Annotated in this window: 17 protein-coding genes; 4 read left to right on the top strand and 13 right to left on the bottom strand. The window is 62.3% G+C overall.

What is annotated here, in order from left to right; all coding sequences use genetic code 11:
• Positions 1–186 precede the first annotated feature (186 nt).
• The 9 genes from M4J40_RS10350 to M4J40_RS10310 all read right to left on the bottom strand — a co-directional run bounded on the left by M4J40_RS10350 (position 187) and on the right by M4J40_RS10310 (position 14,299).
• A complete protein-coding gene (locus M4J40_RS10350) occupies positions 187–2,901 on the bottom strand; it encodes a hypothetical protein (RefSeq protein ID WP_251754008.1) in 2,715 nt (904 codons plus the stop codon).
• Positions 2,901–4,586, bottom strand: coding sequence for a molecular chaperone HscC (locus M4J40_RS10345; protein ID WP_251754006.1), 1,686 nt, complete (start codon positions 4,584–4,586; stop codon positions 2,901–2,903). Before M4J40_RS10345 ends, M4J40_RS10350 begins: the two co-directional genes overlap by 1 nt.
• 583 nt (positions 4,587–5,169) lie before the next feature.
• Positions 5,170–8,847 (bottom strand): EAL domain-containing protein, encoded by a 3,678-nt coding sequence (locus M4J40_RS10340; protein WP_251754004.1) that lies wholly within the window; start codon positions 8,845–8,847, stop codon positions 5,170–5,172.
• Positions 8,848–9,144: 297 nt separating this feature from the next.
• Positions 9,145–9,483: a hypothetical protein gene (locus tag M4J40_RS10335; RefSeq protein ID WP_251754002.1), complete on the bottom strand. Its 339-nt coding sequence runs from the start codon at positions 9,481–9,483 to the stop codon at positions 9,145–9,147.
• A 124-nt stretch (positions 9,484–9,607) separates the two neighbouring features.
• On the bottom strand, positions 9,608–10,477 hold the full coding sequence (gene purU, locus M4J40_RS10330) for a formyltetrahydrofolate deformylase (protein WP_251754001.1): 870 nt from the start codon (positions 10,475–10,477) through the stop codon (positions 9,608–9,610).
• Between the two features lie 103 nt (positions 10,478–10,580).
• Complete coding sequence (gene modC / locus M4J40_RS10325) at positions 10,581–11,645, bottom strand: molybdenum ABC transporter ATP-binding protein (RefSeq protein ID WP_251753999.1); 1,065 nt, start codon at positions 11,643–11,645, stop codon at positions 10,581–10,583.
• A complete protein-coding gene (modB, locus tag M4J40_RS10320) occupies positions 11,642–12,331 on the bottom strand; it encodes a molybdate ABC transporter permease subunit (RefSeq protein ID WP_251753997.1) in 690 nt (229 codons plus the stop codon). Before modB ends, modC begins: the two co-directional genes overlap by 4 nt.
• Before the next feature lie 105 nt (positions 12,332–12,436).
• Positions 12,437–13,201: a molybdate ABC transporter substrate-binding protein gene (gene modA, locus M4J40_RS10315; RefSeq protein WP_251753996.1), complete on the bottom strand. Its 765-nt coding sequence runs from the start codon at positions 13,199–13,201 to the stop codon at positions 12,437–12,439.
• Positions 13,202–13,282: 81 nt separating this feature from the next.
• Complete coding sequence (locus M4J40_RS10310; protein WP_251753995.1) at positions 13,283–14,299, bottom strand: AI-2E family transporter; 1,017 nt, start codon at positions 14,297–14,299, stop codon at positions 13,283–13,285.
• A gap of 129 nt (positions 14,300–14,428) precedes the next feature.
• Here M4J40_RS10310 and M4J40_RS10305 point away from each other — a divergent pair, with 129 nt between their 5' ends.
• Entirely contained in the window at positions 14,429–15,787 is a 1,359-nt protein-coding gene (locus M4J40_RS10305; RefSeq protein ID WP_251753994.1) for a GH1 family beta-glucosidase, read from the top strand.
• A gap of 137 nt (positions 15,788–15,924) precedes the next feature.
• Here the strand turns inward: M4J40_RS10305 and M4J40_RS10300 are convergent, their stop codons facing one another.
• Complete coding sequence (locus tag M4J40_RS10300; RefSeq protein WP_251753993.1) at positions 15,925–16,200, bottom strand: hypothetical protein; 276 nt, start codon at positions 16,198–16,200, stop codon at positions 15,925–15,927.
• A gap of 432 nt (positions 16,201–16,632) precedes the next feature.
• On the opposite strand from M4J40_RS10300, the gene M4J40_RS10295 reads away from it, so the two are divergent.
• Complete coding sequence (locus M4J40_RS10295; RefSeq protein WP_251753992.1) at positions 16,633–17,025, top strand: flagellar basal body rod protein FlgC; 393 nt, start codon at positions 16,633–16,635, stop codon at positions 17,023–17,025.
• 11 nt (positions 17,026–17,036) lie between these two features.
• Here the strand turns inward: M4J40_RS10295 and M4J40_RS10290 are convergent, their stop codons facing one another.
• Complete coding sequence (locus M4J40_RS10290) at positions 17,037–18,155, bottom strand: DUF4432 family protein (protein WP_251753991.1); 1,119 nt, start codon at positions 18,153–18,155, stop codon at positions 17,037–17,039.
• 125 nt (positions 18,156–18,280) lie between these two features.
• Positions 18,281–19,768 (bottom strand): ATP-binding protein, encoded by a 1,488-nt coding sequence (locus M4J40_RS10285; RefSeq protein WP_251753990.1) that lies wholly within the window; start codon positions 19,766–19,768, stop codon positions 18,281–18,283.
• A gap of 147 nt (positions 19,769–19,915) precedes the next feature.
• On the opposite strand from M4J40_RS10285, the gene mog reads away from it, so the two are divergent.
• Positions 19,916–20,437: a molybdopterin adenylyltransferase gene (gene mog / locus M4J40_RS10280; protein ID WP_251753989.1), complete on the top strand. Its 522-nt coding sequence runs from the start codon at positions 19,916–19,918 to the stop codon at positions 20,435–20,437.
• Positions 20,438–20,641: 204 nt separating this feature from the next.
• Positions 20,642–20,851, top strand: coding sequence for a cold-shock protein (locus tag M4J40_RS10275; protein ID WP_026781928.1), 210 nt, complete (start codon positions 20,642–20,644; stop codon positions 20,849–20,851).
• A gap of 80 nt (positions 20,852–20,931) precedes the next feature.
• Here M4J40_RS10275 and M4J40_RS10270 read toward each other — a convergent pair whose 3' ends face one another.
• Positions 20,932–21,429 (bottom strand): cytochrome b, encoded by a 498-nt coding sequence (locus tag M4J40_RS10270; RefSeq protein ID WP_251753988.1) that lies wholly within the window; start codon positions 21,427–21,429, stop codon positions 20,932–20,934.
• Between the last annotated feature and the right edge of the window lie 96 nt (positions 21,430–21,525).

Genomic DNA, 21,525 nt, shown 5'->3' with positions numbered 1-21,525 from the left:
CGGCCGACGCGACAGTCGCCGCGCGCCTTTCCTGCGTCGGGCCGGTCTTCCGGCTGGCCACCGACGGCGACATGATGAGCCGGCTCAGAGGCGGATACAACTAAGCGAAGGTCCAAGCTGCACCGACAAGTGCATCCCTGCATGGACAGACGATCTGGCGCGAAACATCCCCTTGGCTTTGGCCGATCAGTCGGAGGGCGACTTGGCAGGGTCACCGTTCAGCAGAGCAAGTTCTCGACGTATCGCGCCCAAGTCGATAATGGGCAGATCGTCAGGCGCGCCACACTGTTCTTTCTGGCCGCTGGCGTTCAGAGCGGCGGAGAACTCGAGAAGCGCCCGCCGCTTCTCGTCAAGAGACGCCAGAATGAACCCGCGCAAGGCCCGTATTGGACAACCGGCCATCCATGATCGGTTCGAGTCGACGTACTCCACCGCGTCAACAATGTCGCCTCGTTGCAGACTCTGGCTCGCAAGAGCGAGAGCGAGCTGTGTGTCAACATCTCCCTCGCCGATCAGCGAATAGGACATCTCTGCGACAAAGCCAAAGATCTGCCGGGCTTCGGCGAGCCGACCACTGCGAAGTGCATCTTTGCCCTGAGAAGCAGCCACGGAAGCAAGGCTGTTACTGTAGCTCGGATCTGGGGCCAGCTTCATCATGAAGCCGTGACGGCACTCGTCGAAGTCGAGAAGATGGGTGCCAGCTCTCCGCCAATAATCCGGCGGGATGTTTGTTCCCATATGCGCGGCTTCGCCCGTCGTTGACGCCATTTCGTTCAAGATCACTGACAAAGAGGCGGAACCGCTTGATTCCAGGCACATGTCGGCGACCGAGGCGAAGAAGCGCCAATCGCTTGCGGGCTTGCTCCAGGGCGGGTTTCCCGCGTCTGCCGCCATCTCGGGCCAATCGATGGAAAGCCCCATCTCGTCCGAAGCGGAGTAGCCCTTGGGCGAAACGGCGATTCTCAGTTTTGTGCCGGCAGCAGATATGGCATCGGTGGCGACAAACGATCCGAGCAGATCTTCATCCGGCAGGTTCAACAGCGCATTCAACGTTGCCGGAACCCTGTCAAAGTCCGGAAGCCCCCTGGAGCTTTTCAGGCTGTCCCTGATGAACAACCTGACCAGAAGACCGCGCAACTCTCCGACGGCGCGGACGGTAGGCTTTTCTTCCCGCATGAACGGCGGAGCCAGCGTCCAGAAAGCGGCGCTCAGCCGAGGATTCTCCCCGGCTCCACGCAGATAGTCCATCCATCCGTCGAGCCCAGCCTCAAGCTCTCGGCGCCGTTCCGGCGATGCGCCCCGGTACTCCTCGATGACTCTTCGCAGCTTCCTTTCCCGTTCCACTCTGGGCGCGATCGGTGGAAGTCGGCCACTGACAGGTTCGCCGGAGGAGGCGAGCTCCGCCCTGAGGCTGATGACATCCCTGTAGCCGACAACGTCCTTAAGCTGGGCCCCCCAGGGCTCATCGCGAGGAGCCTGAGATCGGACGGTCACGAGCGTATCCAGCAACTCCGCGAACTTCTGGTCGGTGAAAGAGTCGCTGGTTGCCGCTGTTTCAAACAGCGAGAGCGCGAGCTCATCGAGGGTCGCTTCCGCGGGCTGGCTTAGGAAATCCTGGTTGAACACCACGGGGAGAAGCATCAGGCCACCGATCAGGATCCCGGTCGCGGACAGGAAATCAAAAGCCGAGGCGACAACGGCAAAGGGGGGGAGCCTGCTTACGGAGACAAGAAACGCACGACGTCGATGCCCAAGCAGTCCGAGCCTGTCCGCCTCCTTGACCCATTTTCCGAGCTGGATGAGCTGATACTTGCCAACCAGAAATCCCGCCGCGATGCGCAGCCCGACGAACGTCGCCAGCCCGAAAAGCACAAGGTTCAGGTGTTGCTGCGGAACGGTCAGCACCAGAACGGCCAGTAGCGTCGAGAACGCCGCCAAGGCGAAGGCCGGCATGTAGAGGCCGTGTGAGCTGAGAATATCGACCGGCGCAAAGAGGCAGCGGAGATCAAACCTTGTTGGCCAGCGACCGTTGGCTTCTCTGCTCCTCTCAAAGCTGGCTTTCGCGCGCCTGCCGGTTACCAGCACGGCGACATCATCGGCGGGCAAGGCGCACGCCCCGCCCGGAGGGACCGCATAGACATGCTCGGCGTCTGCCCGCCTGTTGAGCAGCTCTCGCGCAGCCTGTGCCTGGGCCAGCCAGTGAAGATAACGCTCGGCCACCTCTTTGCCGACGATCTGGGTCAAGCCTGAGCCCGACCAGTTGAGCTGGCACTCCCGCTCGATCAGCTCGGCAAGCGCCGCCAGTCCCTCGCCCCGTTCGAAAGACGAGACGTCGTCGAGCCCTCGACGATCAACCAGAGGGAAAATATAGGGCAGTCGCTGTGCGACAGCGGTGTGAAAGGCCTGGCTCGCATCAAGGTCCAGCTCGGAAGCAAATGCGAAAAGAGCTCTCCATCCTTCGTTATCGGCCCGCGGTCCCTCCAACGGCGCCCTGTCGGGGAGAAGCGAATCCAACATCTCGATCGCTCTCTCAAGAAGCGTCGGTTCCGAAACCTCCTCGTCGGCCTCGATTCCACCGATCGATACCGCGTCCAGCGGGTCAGACTCGAAGAGGACAGGATCCGATGACTCCGTCGCCCGGTTGTCGGCTTGCGCGTCCTCTTCGTCCGCCCCGAGAGGTTGTTGAGTGTCCTCTGAATCCTCGACAGGATCGGCTGCCAGCCTGGCCGACAACCGCATCGCCTCCTCGCGCGCCTCGACAAGCCGTTGGAATCCTTCCGGATCGTCGTCCGGTCGGCAAGCTTTGAGGGACTTGGCATAGGCCCTGAGAATGGCGCGCTCATCGTCGGTCGGCTCGATCCCCAGGATCGACCAACACTTGCTCCGACTACCGGGGCCCATCAGAACCCTACCCCCTCGAACTGCTGAAGGGCCGCGGCGAACTGTTGCCGTACCTCCTTGATGTCGCGACGGGTCTGATCCTCGATACAGCCCTCGAACCAGAAGATCAGTTCCTTGATCCGTTCGCGCTCACCGCCGAGAGCGTCCGCGTAAACGCGTTCGGCACGGGCAAGGAGAGCCCTGTTCTCATGCTGATCGCGCGGCAAAATCTTGATTGTCGCGAGTTCCGCAAACCGCTTTGTCAGCTCCTGATCCGTCAGATTGGACTGGTTGCTGAAGACATTCCGGATGACCTTGCCCGTCGAGACGACCTTGACCTCGACCTCCAGAGCCCCGTTCACATCGTAGGTATAGCGAACATCGACACACTCTTTCCCTTCCGGCCCAGGCGGGACGGGGACTTCGATCTGACCGATCAGTATGTTCTGCGATGGGCGGATATGCTCACCCTGCAGGACTTCGATCAGAATCCTGTTTTGGTGGTCGAAGGCCGTGTAGTAGCGGTTTTCCCGGCTGATCGGGACAATCGCATTTCGCTCGATGATCGACGACATCACCCTTTCGTTGGACGACCGCCTTTCGAGAACGGCCGTTCCCAGCGTAAAGGGGCAAACGTCGGTCATGACGACTTCCTGAAGCGCTCCATCCCTGGCCTTCAGCGCCGCCTGCACCGCCGTACCGAGCGCGATGATATGGTCCGGTTGCGGGTGCAGAAGCGGGAATCGCCGGAAGAGGCGCGTCACGAGGTCGCGCACAAGCGGCATGCGGGACGCTCCGCCCACGAGAACAACCTGATCGAGCCGTGTGATGTCGATACGCGAGTCGCGAATGGCTCGCTCGATCGGAGCCTTCATCCGGCGGACAAGCGCCCGGCAGCTTTCCTCGAACTCGGCCCGCCGCAAGGTCCCACCCGCGACCTCGCCTGCGACCGTGATGGAGTACTCCTCGTCAGAGCGATCCGTCATCGCTCGCTTCAGTCGCTCCGCCTCCTCGATCAGCTTCGCCTTTTCCATGCCGCTTATGCTGTCCAGCGGTGGCAGCCGGTGGCGTTCGACAAGCAATTCGATAATCGCACCACGGAAATCGTCGCCGCCGAGGCGGGAGTCACCTGCCGATGCCTTGATCTCCATGATTCCATCGAACTTGTGCAGGAGCGAGACATCGAATGTCCCACCGCCCAGATCGAGAATGAGAAAGCTGCCCTCCTCCATGCCTTCGAGACCGTGGGCGAGAGCCGCCGCGGTCGGTTCGTTGATCAGTCGTCCAACATGAAGTCCGGCCAGACGGGCAGCGTCGAGTGTCGCCTTGCGCTGCGTGTCGTTGAAGTAGGCGGGAACCGAGATAATCGCTTCGGACACGTCCTCGCCGAGCGCCACCTCGGCATCCTGCTTGAGCGATTTCAGGACGAAGGCGGAGAGCTCCTCGGCACGCCACAAGCGGGAGCCAAGCTTGAAGCTCTTTGCGCTCCCCATCGCCCGCTTGAACGACGCGGCGGAGCGGTCCGGATGTGTCACGAGGCGATCAATGGCCGCGCGGCCGATCAACACCTCGCCGTCGTCTCCCACACTGACCGCCGAGGGGGTCAGCGCCTCCCCAAGGGCATTCGGGAGTGTTCGGGGGCCGTCCTCTGTCCAGATAGCGACGAGCGAGTTCGATGTCCCAAGATCAATGCCGATAGTCGTCATGCCACACGCTTTTCCCGCAGCGCGACCCGTGCCCGAGGCATCCCGTACAGTCGGCTTGCGGCCCTCTACTCGAAAAAGCCCGGGCCATACTCTCTCGCCCACAAGCGAGCTGCTGCGAAATGCGATGGACGCCTCGACTGGCCACGCGCCCAATCGGCGAGAGGGCCATTTGTCTCGGCGACACGCGACATGTTGATAGGGTCGGAGAGCGGTTGCCCAGGAAGCACCGTTTTCGTCGTCCTGCCACTCCGCGCGTCACAGGCAACCAATGCGCCGCTTTCTCTATTTGGTTGCATGGGAGTGTCAAGCTCGCCAACGAGGAACAAGACGGAAAACCCGGACTAACCACTGACAACGCTAACAGTTCCTATACTCCGCGCGCCCTCGACGGGACAGCATGCTGGCCGCGCGGGATCGAGTGCGGCGTCGGCAGAGCTTGAGAGACCAGTTTGGCTTGGTCCTCGCGTGCAGCAGAGCCTCAGTCCAGATGGAGAACAGGAAGCACCGGCGCCTGACGACACACCCCGAGGCGTCTGGATCAGCGCCTTTCGATCCGGCTGAGTCAACCCGATCGGCGGATGCGCTAGGTAGGCAGCGCCCCGGCGAGAGCACCACCGGCCCCATCGCTGTAGCTTGCAAGCACCGCCTTGAAATCGCTCGGCTCGCTGAAAAGGTATCCCTGACCGTAACCGACGCCGAGCGCGGCCAACTCTTTCAGCGTCGCCTCGTCCTCGATGCGCTCGGCGATCACCTCGACGCCAAGTTGGCGGCCAATATCGTTGATCGCCCGGACGACGGTGCGGTCATAGGCGCTGTTGGCCATGTTGTGAACGAAGCTGCCATCGATCTTGATGGCATCGACATCGAAGCTTTTCAGATACGTAAACGACGACAGTCCGGACCCAAAGTCGTCGAGGTTGACGCGGCAGCCGATGCCACGCACGGCGCGGATGAAATCGCGCGCCACCTCGAAGGAGTTGATCACCGCAGTCTCGGTGATTTCAAGCGTCAGGCGCCATGGTGAGAGGGGACTTGCCAGGAGAAGGTCGGCAACGTACCGCCACAGCGTCGGGTCGTTCAGCGAGTTGGCCGACAGGTTGACGGCCACGCGCAGGTCAGGCACCGCCATGATCGCCGGTCCGAAGTCCTTGATCACCTTGGCGAGCACCCACCGATCGATTGCGCCCATCAGATCGAAGCGCTCGGCGGCCGGGATGAAGCTATCCGGCTTCAACACGCCACCTTTCTCGTCGAGCATGCGGATGAGAATTTCGAGCGACCGATCGGGCGATCCTTTGGCGGCTATCGGCCTGATCTCTTGGGCATAGAGCACGAAGCGATCGCTCTCGATAGTCTCGCGGATACGAGCGGCGAGACGGAAGTCGCTCATATGCTGCTGCGCCTCGCCCGTATCCTGCAGGAACACCGACACGCGACCGCGTCCGGCGGCCTTTGCCGCGTAGCAGGCGACGTCGGCCTCTGCCAGGACCGCTTCGGCACTCGCGGTCGCGACATCAACCTGAGTGACGCCGACGCTGGCGCCGACCTCGTAGACCTTGCCCTCCCAGGCAAAGCGGATGGCTTCGATGGCATGGATCAGCTTTTCGCCGACGAAGGCCGCGAACTGACGATCGCAGTTTTCGATCAGCACGGCGAACTCGTCACCGCCGAGCCGGGCAAGGCAATCGCTGACCGGCACGATCGCTTGCATGGTACGCGCCACTTCCTGAAGAAGAGCATCGCCGGCCAGATGCCCTGCCGTGTCGTTGACAATCTTGAAACGGTCCAGATCGACGAACAACAGACCATGCAGGCTGGAGTCTTCGCGCGCCGCGGCGATCATGCCTTGAATACGCGTTTCGAAATGACGGCGATTGGCAAGACCGGTGAGATCGTCGTGGGTCGCGGCATGGGCAAGGGAACGCTGCATGGCACGCTCGGCCGAGACATCCTGGAAAACCAGAACGGCGCCGGCCCGACCGTCGGTACCGGCAGCGACAATCGGCGACGCTGCCTCGCGAATGTAGTGCACATCGCGACCGCGCACATCGATGACCTGCGTTCCGAGCCGTTCAACCGGCTTCCCTGTCTCCAGGACCTGTCGCACACAGGACTCGGCGGGCTGGCCAGTATCGTCATGGACGGCCTGGAAGACCTCTTCGATCGGGTGGCCGGAGGCTTCCGCTTCGGAGAATCCCGTCATTCGTTGCGCAGCGGGATTGATAAGCGCGACGCGACCGTCGGGATCGGTGGCGATCACGCCATCGGAGATGGCATGCAACGTCGTCCGAAGGCGTTCCTTCTCGTCGCGCAGAGCTTGGGCGGAACTCACCTGCTCGCTGATGTCCCATGCCGTACCAAGCAGCAGACGGTCGCCGTTCGACAACGTCACCCTGTCGGCGAGCACACGAATATACACCACACCACGCGTCGGACTCAGCAGGCGGCACGTCGTGTTCACCCTTGCTTCCGGGTCCAACGCGGCTTTGCGCAGCATGTCCGACAGAACCGGCCTATCCTCCGGGTGCACGAAGCGCAACCACTCCATAGACCTCTCATCGGAGCTCTCGCTGGCCATCTGCCCGAAGGTCTCTCCATTCCACGTTGCCGCACCGGTGGCCAGATCGATGCTCCACAGACCGATGCCGCCGGCCTCGACGGCGAGGCGCACCCGTTCCTCAAGAAGCTGAATTTCCAGCTCAGCAGCCTTGTTGCGCGAAATGTCGGTATGGGTACCAATGATGCGAAGTGGACGCCCGTCAGCGTCGCGTGAGATCACCTTGCCTCGATCGAGAATCCAGACCCAGTGGCCGTCCTTGTGACGCAGGCGAAACTCCGCTTCGAGCCACTCCGTCTCGCCACGCTCGTGCTCATAGTTGACCTTGAGAAAGTTGTCGCGGTCGTCCGGATGCATCAGCTCGAGCCAGGCGTCTCCGCCGTCGATCGACACATCGTCCGGTTCGTAGCCAAGCATGCGTTTCCAAGTGGGCGACGTGTAGAGACGTCCATTTATCTTGTCGACATCCCAAACGCCTTGCTGGCCATTCTCCAAGGCAAAGGCCCAGCGGCTTTCGCTTTCCGCGATTGCCTCCAGCGTTCGCTTCTTGAGGTCGATGTCCTCGATCTGGGTGATCAACCGATCCGGCTTGCCGGATGCCCCACTGACGAAAACAATGATGGACAACTCGACCCAGAAAACCTCACCCGACTTTCGCACGTAGCGCTTTTCGGCCTTAAGGCTACGGATCCGGCCATCGGAGATACGTTCGTAGGAGCTGTCCAGGCCGTCACGATCCTCCTCGTATGTGATGTCCTTGAAGCTTCGACCGAGGAGTTCCTCTTCGCTGTAGCCCGTCATGGCGCAGAAGGCCGCGTTGACCTTCTGGTAAACGCCATCCAGGCCGATGATCGTCACGCCGATGCTGGCGTCGTCCATGGAGCGGCGGAACAGGCTCTCGCTCTCGGCGAGATCTCGCTCGCGCTGGCGCAACCGTTCCAGCAACACACAGGTGGCAATTGGCAACAGTATGCCAATGGAGACACCGAGAGGCATCAGCTTGGGAGCCTGCGAGGCCTCGACCATGCCATAGGCCGCCATCATCGTCACGAACCAGACCGTGCCTGACAGCGCCGCCATATCCACCGGGCGGAGAACGAAACTCGCCAGTAGAAGGGGGACGACGAAGAACACCATCGGTTCCGACAGCGTGGCGGTGGCAGCGACGGCACCGATCGAAAACACCAGAACCATGGCTGCAAAGATCCAGCCATTCAGCCAAGCCGACCGCTGACCGAGCCGAGCGGCGTCGCGTTGCAGATAGAGCAAGGTCGGAAGGAAGATGGCAAAGGCGGCGGTACCGCCTCCCCACCAAACGCCGAGCGACATTGGCGCGTTGCGCAGGATTCCAGCTCTCGAGAGGGAAAAAGCCAGGGCGAGGCTAGCGAGAGGAGCCAGGACGGCTGCTGCCAGCGCGGCAATCACTTCGAATAGTTCTTCGTTGTGCGACCGTTCCGTCCAGACCCTGACGAGATCGATCACCCAGAGGCCGACACCCATGGAGAGAGCCCGCACGAGCAGGATCGAGACGATGAAATGGGCGTCGCCGCCAAGATACCGGGCGACCAGAAGCCACCCAACCAGAGCGCCAGCGACGCCTGTCAACCGATCTCCGACCGACCTGTTGACCAAAAGGGCGACGATCACGGCATCGGCCGGCCATACGGGCGTTCTGACGCCGGCCAACACGACGATCGAGATCATCGCTGCGGACAGTCCGGCATACAGCAGGCCGCAGCCCACAAACACTCCGAACCGACCGCCGGGGAACACGCCTTTCAGCACCGCAACACCAATGCCATGAGATGAGAATGGGGCGACATTGGCAGGCCGGCGTGAAACAACGCTTAACGGCAACACCGATCCGGTGAATACACTTGAACGAGAAGATTCAAATCGTTGAGGCCGGATGGGGGGCCCATAACGAGGAGATGAGGCAAAACCCCATCTCCTCGGTAAACTTTCGCGACAGATTTCAAGATCTACCGATACGTGACGACATCACTCTTCGAAAGAGAACTGCCCCACTTCACAGACATTGACGCCTGCCTTCGTGGCTTCCGTAGCGTCTTCAAACACGGCGCGAAAATCATATTTGCAGTAGCCAGAGCCGTCGTCGATATTGACCGTCATCTCGGCGCCCGGCTGCAGCATGTCTTCGCCCAGAATGTCCTCCTGCCAGTCGTTCTGCCCTGTATTCGAGGCATAGAACTCCTGGATTGCCGTGGATGTATTATTGATCACGACGACACGCCGATCATAAGCACTGGCGTCGACCGCGCACACGAAAAGAACGGCAACGGCCAGGGCCGATGCCTGCATCTGGAAATTCATGTTCATAGACCCCTCTGTCTTTCAGGGACCGGCGAGATCTGCCTTCTGAAGACACCGCACCAAAGCATGCCGGTAAATTGTGGTCACCAGCGACTTTCGGGGATCCCCAGGAACTCGTCGTCTGAAAGCGTCAGGCGAAGACGATGGTCTTCTTGCCGTGCATCAGAACGCGCGCCTCAAGGTGCAGCTTCACGGCGCGGGCGAGCACACGAGACTCGTTGTCGCGGCCGACGGCGACCAGATCCTCGGCGGAGAGGGCATGGGTGACGCGCGAGGTTTCCTGCTCGATGATCGGGCCTTCATCAAGATCGGGCGTTACGTAGTGGGCGGTGGCGCCGATCAACTTCACCCCGCGCTCGTGAGCCTGATGATAGGGGCGAGCCCCCTTGAAGGACGGCAGGAAGGAATGATGGATGTTGATGATCTTGCCGAACAGCGACGACGACAACTTGTCGGACAACACCTGCATGTAGCGGGCGAGAACGACCAGCTCGGCGCCGGTTTCCTCGACCAGGGCCACGACCTTGGCCTCCTGCTCCGCCTTGTTCGACTTGTCCTTGTCGACCGGCCAGCAATAGTAGGGGATGCCCTGCGCCTCGGCGAAGGCACGGCTGTCCTCGTGGTTGGAAACGATGGCCGCCACCTCCGCTTTCAGCCAGCCGACGCGGATCTGGTACATCAGATGCTGCAGGCAGTGATCGAACTTCGAGACCATGATGATGATCTTCGGCGTGCGGGCGGCATCGACGAGGTCGACGGTCATGCCGAAGGTTTCGATGGTGTCGGACAACGCAGCGCGGATCGTATCGGCGCTGAGGGCCGACGGCGTCTCGAAGGCGATGCGCATGAAGAAGCGGTTGGTGACCCGATCCCAGAACTGAGCGCTTTCGGCAATGTTGCCGCCGAGACCGGCGAGGATGGTGGTGACCGAGGCGACAATGCGCGGACGATCGGCGCAGGAGAGCGTGAGAATGTGAGTGCGCTTGTGGGCGTCGGCCATGGTCGGAAAACCTCGTCGCAATTTGATCGACGCTAGTTAGCTTGGCCTGCCCCCGGAGGAAAGAGGCTAAAGCATTCAGAAGCGCCCGACGGTTGCCTGTCTTTCACAACGGACGCTCGTCAAGCGCCACCGATTTCACCAAGGCAAACACTTGCCGCCCCGGCTTGAGATCCAGCTCGGCCACCGCTGCCCGAGTGACCGAGGCAGCGAGATGAGAGCCGCCGTCGAGCTCCACATCGATGGTGACGCTCGAGCCGGAGCCTTCCGGCACCTCGGCCACGGTGCCGGCCAGCACGGTCCGTATGGTGACGCCATCCGGACGGTGGGTGGCAAGCGCCACGTCGGTCGCATGGACCAACACGCGCACCTCTCGGCCCAGCGGCCGCACGAGACCGTTCAGCCAGACGATACCCGCCGGCGTTTCGACGGGTGTCAGATGGAACGGGGCGTTCGGCGGGCCAAGTCGTCCCTCGATTACCGACATGATCTCGAAGCGATCGGCCGCGACGCGGAAGACGTCGGTGGGAGAGCCCACACGCGCCACCTTGCCCGCCTCAAGCACCACCACCTTGCTTGCGAGCCGCACCACCTCCTCGACGGCATGGCTGACATAAACGATCGGTATGGCAAACTCGTCGCGAAGGGCTTCGATCAGCGGCAGGATTTCCAAGCGACGCGGTGCATCGAGGGAGGCGAGCGGCTCGTCCATCAGCAAAAGACGCGGCGATGCAAGCAGCGCCCGGCCAAGGGAGACACGCTGCTGTTCGCCGCCGCTCAGTGTCGCCGGATGCCGATCAAGCAGGTGACCGATGCCGAGCGTATCGATCACGGGCCCCTCGGCAATGTGACGCTGACCTCGGGGCGTGAACAGTCGGCCGTAACGCAGATTGCGCCCGACGGACATGTGCGGGAAGAGCCGCGCTTCCTGGAACACCACGCCGATCCGGCGGCGATAAGGCGGCACATGCCGCCCTTGCCCATCGGCCATGACCGCATCATCGACGACAATTCGGCCGGATCGAAGCCGTGTCAGACCGGCGATGAACTTGATCACCGACGACTTGCCCGAACCAGAGGGACCGAACAGCGCGGTGACGCCACCGTCTCCGGAGAAATCAACGTCGAGCTGAAAGTCGCCCAGGCGCTGATGGATTTCCACGTCGATCACGACGAGGCCCTCCTGAACCAACGGGCGATGATTTCCGAGGCGACCAGCGCGGTGAGACCGATACAGGCGGCAATCACCGACAGGAGAAGCGCCTCACCATCGCCTTCCGGGCTCTGGCTCGCGGTGTAGATGGCAGATGCGATGGTGCGCGTCTCGCCGGGGATGTTCGAGACGAAGGTGATGGTGGCTCCAAACTCGCCAAGCGCCTTGGCAAAGCCAAGCGTCGCCCCAACCAGGATGCCAGGCAGCGACAACGGGAGGGTGACGAGGAAGAAGGTGGCAAACGGACCGGCGCCCAAGGCGCCGGACGCCTGCTCGAGCCGGGTGTCGACCGCCTCGATCGACAGGCGGATGGCGCGCACGATGATCGGCAGCGACATCACCACGGCGGCAACGACCGCGCCTGTCCAGCGAAAGGCGAAGACGATGCCGAAGTGCTGGTCAAGGAAGGCCCCGATCAGTCCCTTGCGCCCCAGCAACAACAAAAGGGCATAACCGGTGACCACCGGCGGCAGCACCAGAGGCAGGTGAATGAGTCCATCGAACAACGCCTTGCCGGGAAACCGCCCGCGCGCCAGGATCAAGGCCAACACGGTGGAGACGGGAACGCCACAGAGGGTCGCCACGGCGGCGACCTTGAAGCTCAGGGCAATAGCGATCCAGGCGTCTGGGGAGAGATCCGGCATCAGCTTACAGTGGTCGATCGGCACCCGGCCGGCAAGGGGTCATCGGCGAACGGGCATCCCGCCCGAAATCGGTCGGAGGGCGGCCGCAAAGCCGCCCGAGACCACTCACTTGGCCGGCTTGATGAAACCGGCAGCCGTAAACACGGCGTCTGCCTCAGGTCCCTTGAGATAGGCAATGAAGTCGGCAGCACCCGGGCCAGCGTCCTTGGTAAGGCCGATCGGATAAACGATCGCCTTGTGGCTCGCTTCGGGGAATGTGGCGACAACGGCGACCCCCGGCTCGGCGGCGGCGTCGGTTCCATAGACGATGCCGAGCTTGGCTTCGCCACGAGCGACCATCTGCAGGGCAACGCGGACGTTCTCAGCCGGGGCAAAGCGTGGCGCCACTGCCTCAAAGAGGCCGAGCGACTTCAGCGCTTCCTCGGCATAGGCTCCAGCCGGAACACTCTTGGCCTCGCCGATGGCAAGGCGCTCATCGCCGAGTACGGCAGGCAGCGCAGCCTTGTCGGCAAGGTCGACGGCGACCTTGTCATCCTTCGCAGCGACCAGCACCAGAGAATTTCCAAGGAGGTTGAAGCTGCTGCCAGTCTTCATCAGGCCCTTCTCGTTGGCATAGGTCATCCACTTGAGATCGGCAGAAATGAAGACATCGGCGGGAGCACCGGCCTCGATCTGCCTGGCCAGGGCGCCGGAAGCAGCCGGCGTGACCAGAACCTCCACGCCCTTGTCGGCCTTGTAGGTATCGGCGATCTTCTGAAGCGACGGCGCCACCGAGGCGGCGGCGAAAACTCTCACCTGATCGGCGGCGGAGGCAGCCGAAGTCAGGAGGCCGAGCGCAAGCGCGGCGACGAGGGCGAGCGACTTTTTCATGGAGAGGGATTCCCGTCTGGTCGTTATATACTTCACGATATAGCGATAGCCGCGGAAGCGCAAGCGTTGGCGGCGGCTCTGTCAGATCAGGCCGTTCGCCGACAGTTCTTCCTTGACGTAAGCATAGAAGACGGGCGCCGCGATCAGGCCCGGCACGCCGAAGGTGGCTTCCATGGCAAGCATGATCGTCAGCATTTCCCAAGCGCGCGAGTTGATCTGGGTGCCGATGATACGGGCGTTGACGAAATACTCGAGCTTGTGAATGGCGATCAGGAAAATGAGCGCCGCGATGGCCGCTGGCGCCGATACGCCGAGGCTGACGATGAAAATCACGGTGTTGGAAATGATGTTTCCGATCACCGGCAGCAGGCCGACGATGAAGGTAACCGCCACCATGGTCTTCAGGAAGGGCAACTGAACGCCGATCAGCGGGTCGAGGCCATAGAGAAAGAGGGCAGTCAGCGTCGTGTTCAGCAATGAGATGCGGATCTGCGCGAAAACGACACGGCGGAAGGACAGCGTCAGGCGACGAACGCGACCGATCAGCTCGATGGACAGAGGACCGTGCGGCTTATCCGGCGGCCTGCGGAACAACACCAGCGAGCCGATGATGATGCCGAACAGGATATAGACGAGGATGCGACCGACGTCCTGGCCGAAGCGCTGTAGCTCCCAGGCATTGTTTTGCAGGAACTTCACCGCCTGTCGTCGAAGCTCGTCGGTGTTGACGGGCAGGTAATCGCCAATCCACGGCGGAAGATAGGTGCGGCCGGTTTCCAGGACCTGCGCCATCTTGTGAATGAGGGCGAACAAGCCTTCCGACCCATTTGTGAACAGCGAGCCGGCCGAGACGACGGCGGCTGTGATGCCGAGCGAAATCAACGCCACGATGGCGACAAGCGCCACCGCCTTGCCCATTTGCTGCGTCCAGCCGGTGCGATTGCGGAGCCAAGGCGCCGCGCTGATTGCTGTTTCGTGAACAAGCAGCCCCGCTAGAAGCCCGGCGAGCAGCCCCATCTCAAGGCATAGAAACAGGGCGATGCCAACGATCAGATAAGAGGCGATCTTCACCCAGTTGAACGAAGCCAGCTTGTCCATCGCCCGCAGTCATCTCCATCAGTGAAGCCCCAATACAGCCCAATCCGGATGAACGCAAAAAGAAACGACGGGGGCTTCCGGGGTGAACCGATTCATGGCAATGCGTTGTGTTCGACGAGGAGGAACCCTATGTCCAGCGCTGAGCTTTCGAAACGTTTTCCCCGCGACTTTGTTTTCGGCTATGCCACCGCCGCCTACCAGATTGAAGGCGCCCATGACGAAGACGGTCGCAAGCCGAGCATCTGGGACGCATTCTCCCGCATTCCGGGGCGCGTCAGGAACGGCGACACCGGCGACGTCGCTTGCGATCATTACCACCGCATGCCCGAAGACGTCCGTCTGCTGCGATCCCTGTCGGCGGATGCCTATCGGTTCTCGATCGCCTGGCCGCGAGTCATTCCCGACGGTCGCGGGCCGGTCAACGAAAAGGGCATCGATTTCTACGACCGGCTGATCGACGAGTTGCTGAAAGCCGAGATAAAGCCCTACGCAACCCTTTATCATTGGGATCTGCCGATCGAGCAGCACGGTCGCGGCGGCTGGTGTGCCCGCGACACCGCCTATGCCTTCGCCGAGTACACCGATGTGGTGATGGCCCGCCTCGGCGACCGCCTCTCGGGCATCATGACGCTCAACGAACCCTGGTGCTCCGGCCACCTGTCCTACCTCATCGGCGAACATGCCCCTGGGGAGCGCAATCTGACGGCAGCGCTCGCGTCGATCCACACGCTCAACCTCGCCCATGGGCTCGCCATGCAGGCGATCAAGGCTCGCCGATCCGATTTGCCGGCCGGCATCGTCTACAATGCCAAGGCTCTCTATCCAGCCAGCAACCGCCCCGAGGATATTGACGCCACCGAGCGCTACCGCGCCTTCCACGATGGCGTATTCCTGGATCCGGTGATGCTCGGCCATTACCCTGCCGACGTTCTCGAAGCTTTCGGCCCGATCATGCCGAAGATCGAGGCCGACGACCTCAAGATCATCTCGACCCCCATCGATTTTCTCGGGCTCAATTTCTACGCTCCCGAGCGGATCGTTGCCGACCCCGCCCTGCCCTTCCCACGCGCCCGCTCCGTCCAGGCGGAGAACGTGCCGCGCACGGCCATGGGCTGGGAGATCCATGCCCCGGCCCTCGATCGCCTGCTCACCGACCTCGACGCCCGCTACAAGCTGCCGCCCATCTACATCGCGGAAAACGGATGCGCCCAATATGACGAGCTCATCGACGGCAAATGCGACGACCCCGGCCGCATCGACTATCTCGAAAAGCATCTGACAGTCCTCGCCGATGCTCGCGACAAGGGGATCCGCGTGGATGGCTACTTCGTCTGGTCGCTGATGGACAACTACGAATGGTCGCACGGCTATGCAAAGCGCTTCGGCGTCGTCTACGTCGATTACGAGACGCAGGTGCGGACGCCAAAGTCCTCCGCCCTCTGGTATCGCGACCTCATCGCCGGCCGGGCGCAGGCCGCGTCCGTGTGACTATCGAAGGCAAAAACCCCGGGAGCCGATGCCCCCGGGGAAGGTTATCGGCGCGCCAGGAAGGGTGACGGCCGAGAAGGACAACCAAGGCAAAACAAAAGTCAGTCAAAAGGTTCAGCAGAAGGGCTGGACTGGGATCACGTACTGAAAGCCTCGACCTTCGAGCGCCCCGTCAGGCCAAGCCCATCGCGGAAGAGGGAATACTGGCGGCGGCCGCGCCGCGCCGGCTTTCCCGCCCCATGGCGGGCAAGGCGTCGCACAGCGCGCTCGGCGGCAAAGCCATTGTCGAAGACCGCCCCTTCGAGAGAGCGAAAGCGCGGATCCACTGCATGAAACTCATAGACGCCGCCACTGGCGCCAACCAGAAGGCCAGCTGCCTCGCCGGCCAGCTCGACGATATATCCGCTATCCATTTCCTGCCTCCAAGACCGGCGCGCGCCGGTCACCCATCAAACCCGTTCGAAAGCGTTCGGTTTCCGCCACGTTCGAGAAATTCGACAACAGCATCGTCCGGCGGCATGGCAGGGCATCGTCGAGTGGGTGTTGGTCATGGTCGGCTCCAGGAAAGGCACCACCATGCCTGGGGCATGGCGCTTTAGCGTTTGATCCGGCGGTCGCAAGCTACTGGTCAAATCCCGCCGCATCCGTCTTCGGATGCCTGCTCATTTGGCATCGGAAGACGAGGATCTTCGAGAAACCTCGGTCCAAATATGTCCTGGAATGGAGATAATTCGTCCAGATGCATCGCCGAGGGCGAAATGCTTCAATTTTTCCGCATCGCGGCAAGGTGGGCTTAGCTTGTCAGCCCTCATGATGAGGGTCTTGGAGTGACCGGAGCCACCCCGATGTCCATATCGTCGATTTCCTTGTCGGGGATGCAGGCCGCCACCACGCGCCTCGAAGCCTCGGCGCAGAACATCGCCAACGCCCAATCGTCGGGTCGATTGGCGAGCGGCTCTACTCCCTCAACCGCCTACACGCCGGTGACGGTGACGCAGTCGGACGTCAAGGGCGGCGGCGTCTCCGCTCGCATCGTCAACGCCGGTGATCCCCATGTTCCCAGCTATGATCCGTCCTCGCCGGATGCCGACGCCGAGGGCATGGTTGCTGCCCCCAACGTCGACATGGCCAGCGAGCTCGTCAACGTCATGACCGCCCGCATCAGCTACGAAGCGTCGATCAAGACCCTGAAAGTGGGCAACGACATGCTGAAGACGACGCTCGACGCCTTCAGCTAATCAAGATCCTTTCAAGCGCGCAGACGCTTCACCGCATCGATATGGCGGGCCATGGCCTCTGCTTCCGCCGGTGTGAACACCGCCGCGACGATCTCCGTCGCGAAGCACTCCCCTTGGGCCAGCGGAGCGTGTTTCACCTCTTGCCCGTTCACGCGTGCCATCTCGTCGGGAGAACGCACGGGGAAGGCCATTCCGACCGCCTCCTGATCGCCAGTGCGGCAGATCCACCGGGCAGCGGCTCCGGTGTCCTCGGGTTTGAACGAGGTGTAGTCGGCCGTCCCGTCGGGATGGACCTGCATGAAATGCGATCTGCCCTCGTCGTCGGTCAACGGATCGAAGGCGAACACCACCTCCGGCGCGAAAATCTTGTCCGACGTCAAGGTTCCGGCTCGACTGGGGTCCTTGGCGAGCTCGGCGATCCATTCGACGTAACCCGGCCCCGGCTTGATATGCGGAGGGACTTCCTGGCGGACCCGCAGACTCTCGGCCGTCTCGTGCACCGTGCCGAGCAGTCGGCCGCCTTCGCGGGCGCGCCAGTTGAGATGGCCGAGATAATACACCGTGAGCGGAGACGATTTGAGGTTGGTGACGGTGATGCCGATGGAAATCCGCGACCGCCCCTCATAGAGTTTCAGGAGCGGCACCGCCTCGTAGTTGGTGGCAAAGGCGACCGTGTGGTTGTAGCTGCCGGTGACGGCGATGTAGCGGCCGTTCGCGTCCTCGCCGAGAAGAACGGCGGCATCGCGATAAGGGGCGTTGGGCAACTCGCCGTGCTGCTCGCGGCGCTCCATCGGGCCGGGAGCGCCGATCGCCGTGATGCCGGCGTGTTGGAAATAGCCGCCGTAGGTCTCGAAGAACTTCTGCGTCGGTCTCGGCATGTCGAACATCGACTTCATGCCGACATCGCGTCCTCCGAGACGAGCCGACCAGACATGCTGCCCCTGGAAAGGCAGAACCACCACCTCGTCGGCGCCATTCGACAGCCTGACGGCATCGACCCCGGACGCAAATCGAAAAGCTGCCGCCGAGAGAGGTCCGGCGCGGAAAACCACCCGCTCGCTTTCAGAAAACGCAACGCTGCGAAGGTCGACGGCAGCCGCCGCCCCTTCGCCCAACTTCGACAATGTCATACCATCCTCCCGCGCGCGACGTCCGATCTCCTCCCGAGTCGACGCCCGTCGGGGCAGCAGTCTGTCGCGTTTCTCCTGGCGTTCCAAGGGCTGGAGACACAGCAATAGAGCGTATTGTCTGGGGCTTACTCGGCCGCAGCGGCGGCCGTCGCCGAACCGGGGGCCGTCTGCCAGCCAAGATCGGGAAGCTGGATCATTCTCTGACCGCGCAGATCGGACGCACAGACGAGAAAACCGCGTTCCTCCATATAGGCGAGCAGTCGACGGGCGCGGGAGGGCGAACGGGTGCCATAGGCCCTGGCAATCTCGGCGTCCGAGGGACAAGGTGCCTTCTGGAGCGCCGCCTTGGCCACCAGCAGGAAAACGCCGCGCATGTCTTCCGGCAGCGAAGCCGAAATCAGCGTTGCCTGCTGCCAGGCATCCTCATCGACGGTCTCCGTTTCGACGCCGGCGCGGGCCAAAGACAGTCGCTGACGGAAGGACTGCAGATCGAGGCTGTCACCGGTTACGCGCTTGATGCGGCACCGGACCAGGAAGTCCTGATACAGCATGGACACCGACTGGAAGGCGGCATCCGGCTCGGCCATCATCTCCACCAGAATATCCTCGATCGCCTCGTCACGGGCGAGGCGGCCCAACAGATCCGCCTGGGGCGGATTATCCTCCGGCGCAGGCGCCAGCGCCGCGCGCGAACGGGACAGCTCCGAAAGGATATCGGCGGTGGAAACGGGCGCAGCGGCGGCGCGCGGCGTTTCCTCGCCTGTCGTCGGACGGAAGATCAGCTCGCGAGCCGCTTCGCCGCCCTGCTCGGGCAGAGGCGTCAGCTTGGGGCCACCACCACGACCTGTGGTTTCCACCGGACCGATCCTGACCGGTTCGGGACGGCGGCCGATCGCCGGGCCGAGCGAGACGAACTCGCCGCGCTGGAGATTGCGGAACATTTCCGCTTGTCGTCTCTCCATGCCGAGAAGATCGGCGGCGCGGGCCATGTCGATGTCGAGGAAGGTCCGCCCCATCAAAAAGTTGGATGCCTCGGCGGCAACGTTCTTGGCAAGCTTGGCAAGGCGCTGGGTGGCGATGACGCCGGCAAGGCCGCGCTTGCGGCCGCGGCACATCAGGTTGGTCATGGCGCCAAGTGAGGCGCGGCGCGCCTCACCGTCGGCCTCACCGGACGCGGCGGGCGCGAACAGCTGCGCTTCGTCGACCACCACGAGCATGGGATACCAATGGTCGCGCTCCGCATCGAACAGGCCATTCAGGAACGCGGCAGCGGCCCGAACCTGCCCATCGACATCGAGCCCCTCGAGATTGAGCACGACGGACACGCGGTGTTTGCGAACGCGGGCTGCGATCAGCGCAAGATCACGCTCCGAACAGTTGGCGTCCACCACGACGTGGCCGAAGCGGTCGGCGAGGGTCACGAAGTCACCCTCGGGATCGATGATCGCCTGCTGCACCCACTCGGCGCTCTGTTCGAGAAGCCGGCGCAGGAGGTGCGACTTGCCGGAGCCGGAGTTGCCCTGGACCAGCAGACGGGTGGCCAGCAGTTCCTCAAGGTCGAAGGCGGCACGCGTGCCGTTCGACCTGTTGCCGATGTCCACGCTGAAGGTCATCCCGATGTCTTTGTCCCACGCACCGAAAAACTAGGCGCGCTTTCGCAAGCGCGTTTCTTCTGTCGACCGATTCGGCCGCCTTGGCCAAGGGCGAAGCAAGATGCTAACCCTGTCTTCTCCCGTGATTCACAGGCTGGAGCTTCAAACATGGTCCGCATTGCGCTTCTCACCGTATCCGATCGTGCCGCGCGCGGCGAGTATGAAGACCTCTCCGGCCCGGCGATCGCGGCCTGGCTCGCCAAAGCCGTGACTTCGCCCTACGAGATCCTGACGCAGGTGGTGCCCGATGGGGTGGATAGCGTCGGCGGAGAACTGGTGCGCCTTTGCGACGAGGAACGGGTCGACCTGATCCTGACGACCGGCGGTACCGGTCCGTCGCCGCGCGACCTGACCCCCGAGGCGATGGAAGTCGTGATGGAGAAAGAACTGCCGGGCTTCGGCGAGTTGATGCGCAAGATCAGCCTCGAGAAGGTGCCAACCGCCATTCTGTCCCGCCAGACAGCCGGCACGCGCGGCTCCACCCTGATCGTCAACCTGCCCGGAAAACCCGCATCCATTGCCGTCTGCCTGGACGCGGTCTTCCCCGCCATTCCCTACTGCCTCGATTTGATCGGCGCCGGCCGCATCGAGACGGATCCGGCTATCTGCAAGGCATTCCGACCATCCTGAGCCTACATCCAAAGGTTGCTTGCAAAAAGTATGCTTCCCGTAGTATGAAGTCTCATCGATTTTGGCCAGACCATCGGCCCTGAACGCCTGGGGTCAATCCCCCGCGACGTGACGACCTTTCCAAACTCGGTAACCACCTGTCACGTGCTCCGGTGCGGGCGCGCGGCTTTCTTTCAAGTGACTTTCTGAGGAAAGGATCTCATCATGGCTCTAGGTACCGTCAAGTGGTTCAACGCCACCAAGGGTTACGGCTTCATCGCTCCGGACGCCGGTGGTCCGGACGTTTTCGTTCACATCTCCGCCGTCGAGCGCTCGGGCCTTGGCTCGCTCAACGATGGCCAGAAGGTGAACTTCGAGGTCGTTCAGGACCGCCGTTCCGGCAAGTCCTCGGCTGACAACCTGTCGGCCGCCTGATCTCACGATCAACCGGCTTGAGAAACGAAACCCCGCGGGAGTCCTCTTCCGCGGGGTTTTCCTTGCTCTGAGCGCCGCCTTCAGTGGGTACCCGGCACCATCATGCGCCGCAGGGTGGAGTCCTTCAGCACGAAGTGGTGGTAGAGCGCCGCCGCCGCGTGGATCAGGATGAGCAGGATGAACACGGGCTTGTTGGCGGAATGGATCTCGCCAAACGTGCCCATGTCGACATACTGGGCGAGAAGGCCGGTGATCGGCGTGACGATCAGCATGACATAGAAGAGATAGTGCAGCGCCTCGCCCGCCTTTACTTGCAGGGCCGGCCCTGGCACCGATGGCGGCACGCCGATCACAAGACGCAAACCGAGACGGAACAGCGTCAGAACCAGGACGGCGATGCCGACGCCGAGATGAAGATAGTAGCCGGTCAAAAGCGGCGTGACATCCTGCCCGGAGCGCAGGAAATAGTTGTAGCGCCCCATGTCTTCGCCGAAGATCAGCTGGAACAGGACGAGAAGCACGATCAACCAGTGGAGTGAAAGCTGGAGAACGGTGTAACCGGTGGACTGCTTGGCCATGGCGGACTCCGCGGTGGTTAACGGAGCGGAGCTTACACCAAATCCGTCGACACAATCGGCAAGATTGTATCGATCACCGGGAAATATGCCGTCACT

The organism is Pleomorphomonas sp. JP5 (genome assembly GCF_023721815.1).
GTDB lineage: Bacteria > Pseudomonadota > Alphaproteobacteria > Rhizobiales > Pleomorphomonadaceae > Pleomorphomonas.
This window is presented reverse-complemented; position numbering and strand designations above follow the sequence as displayed.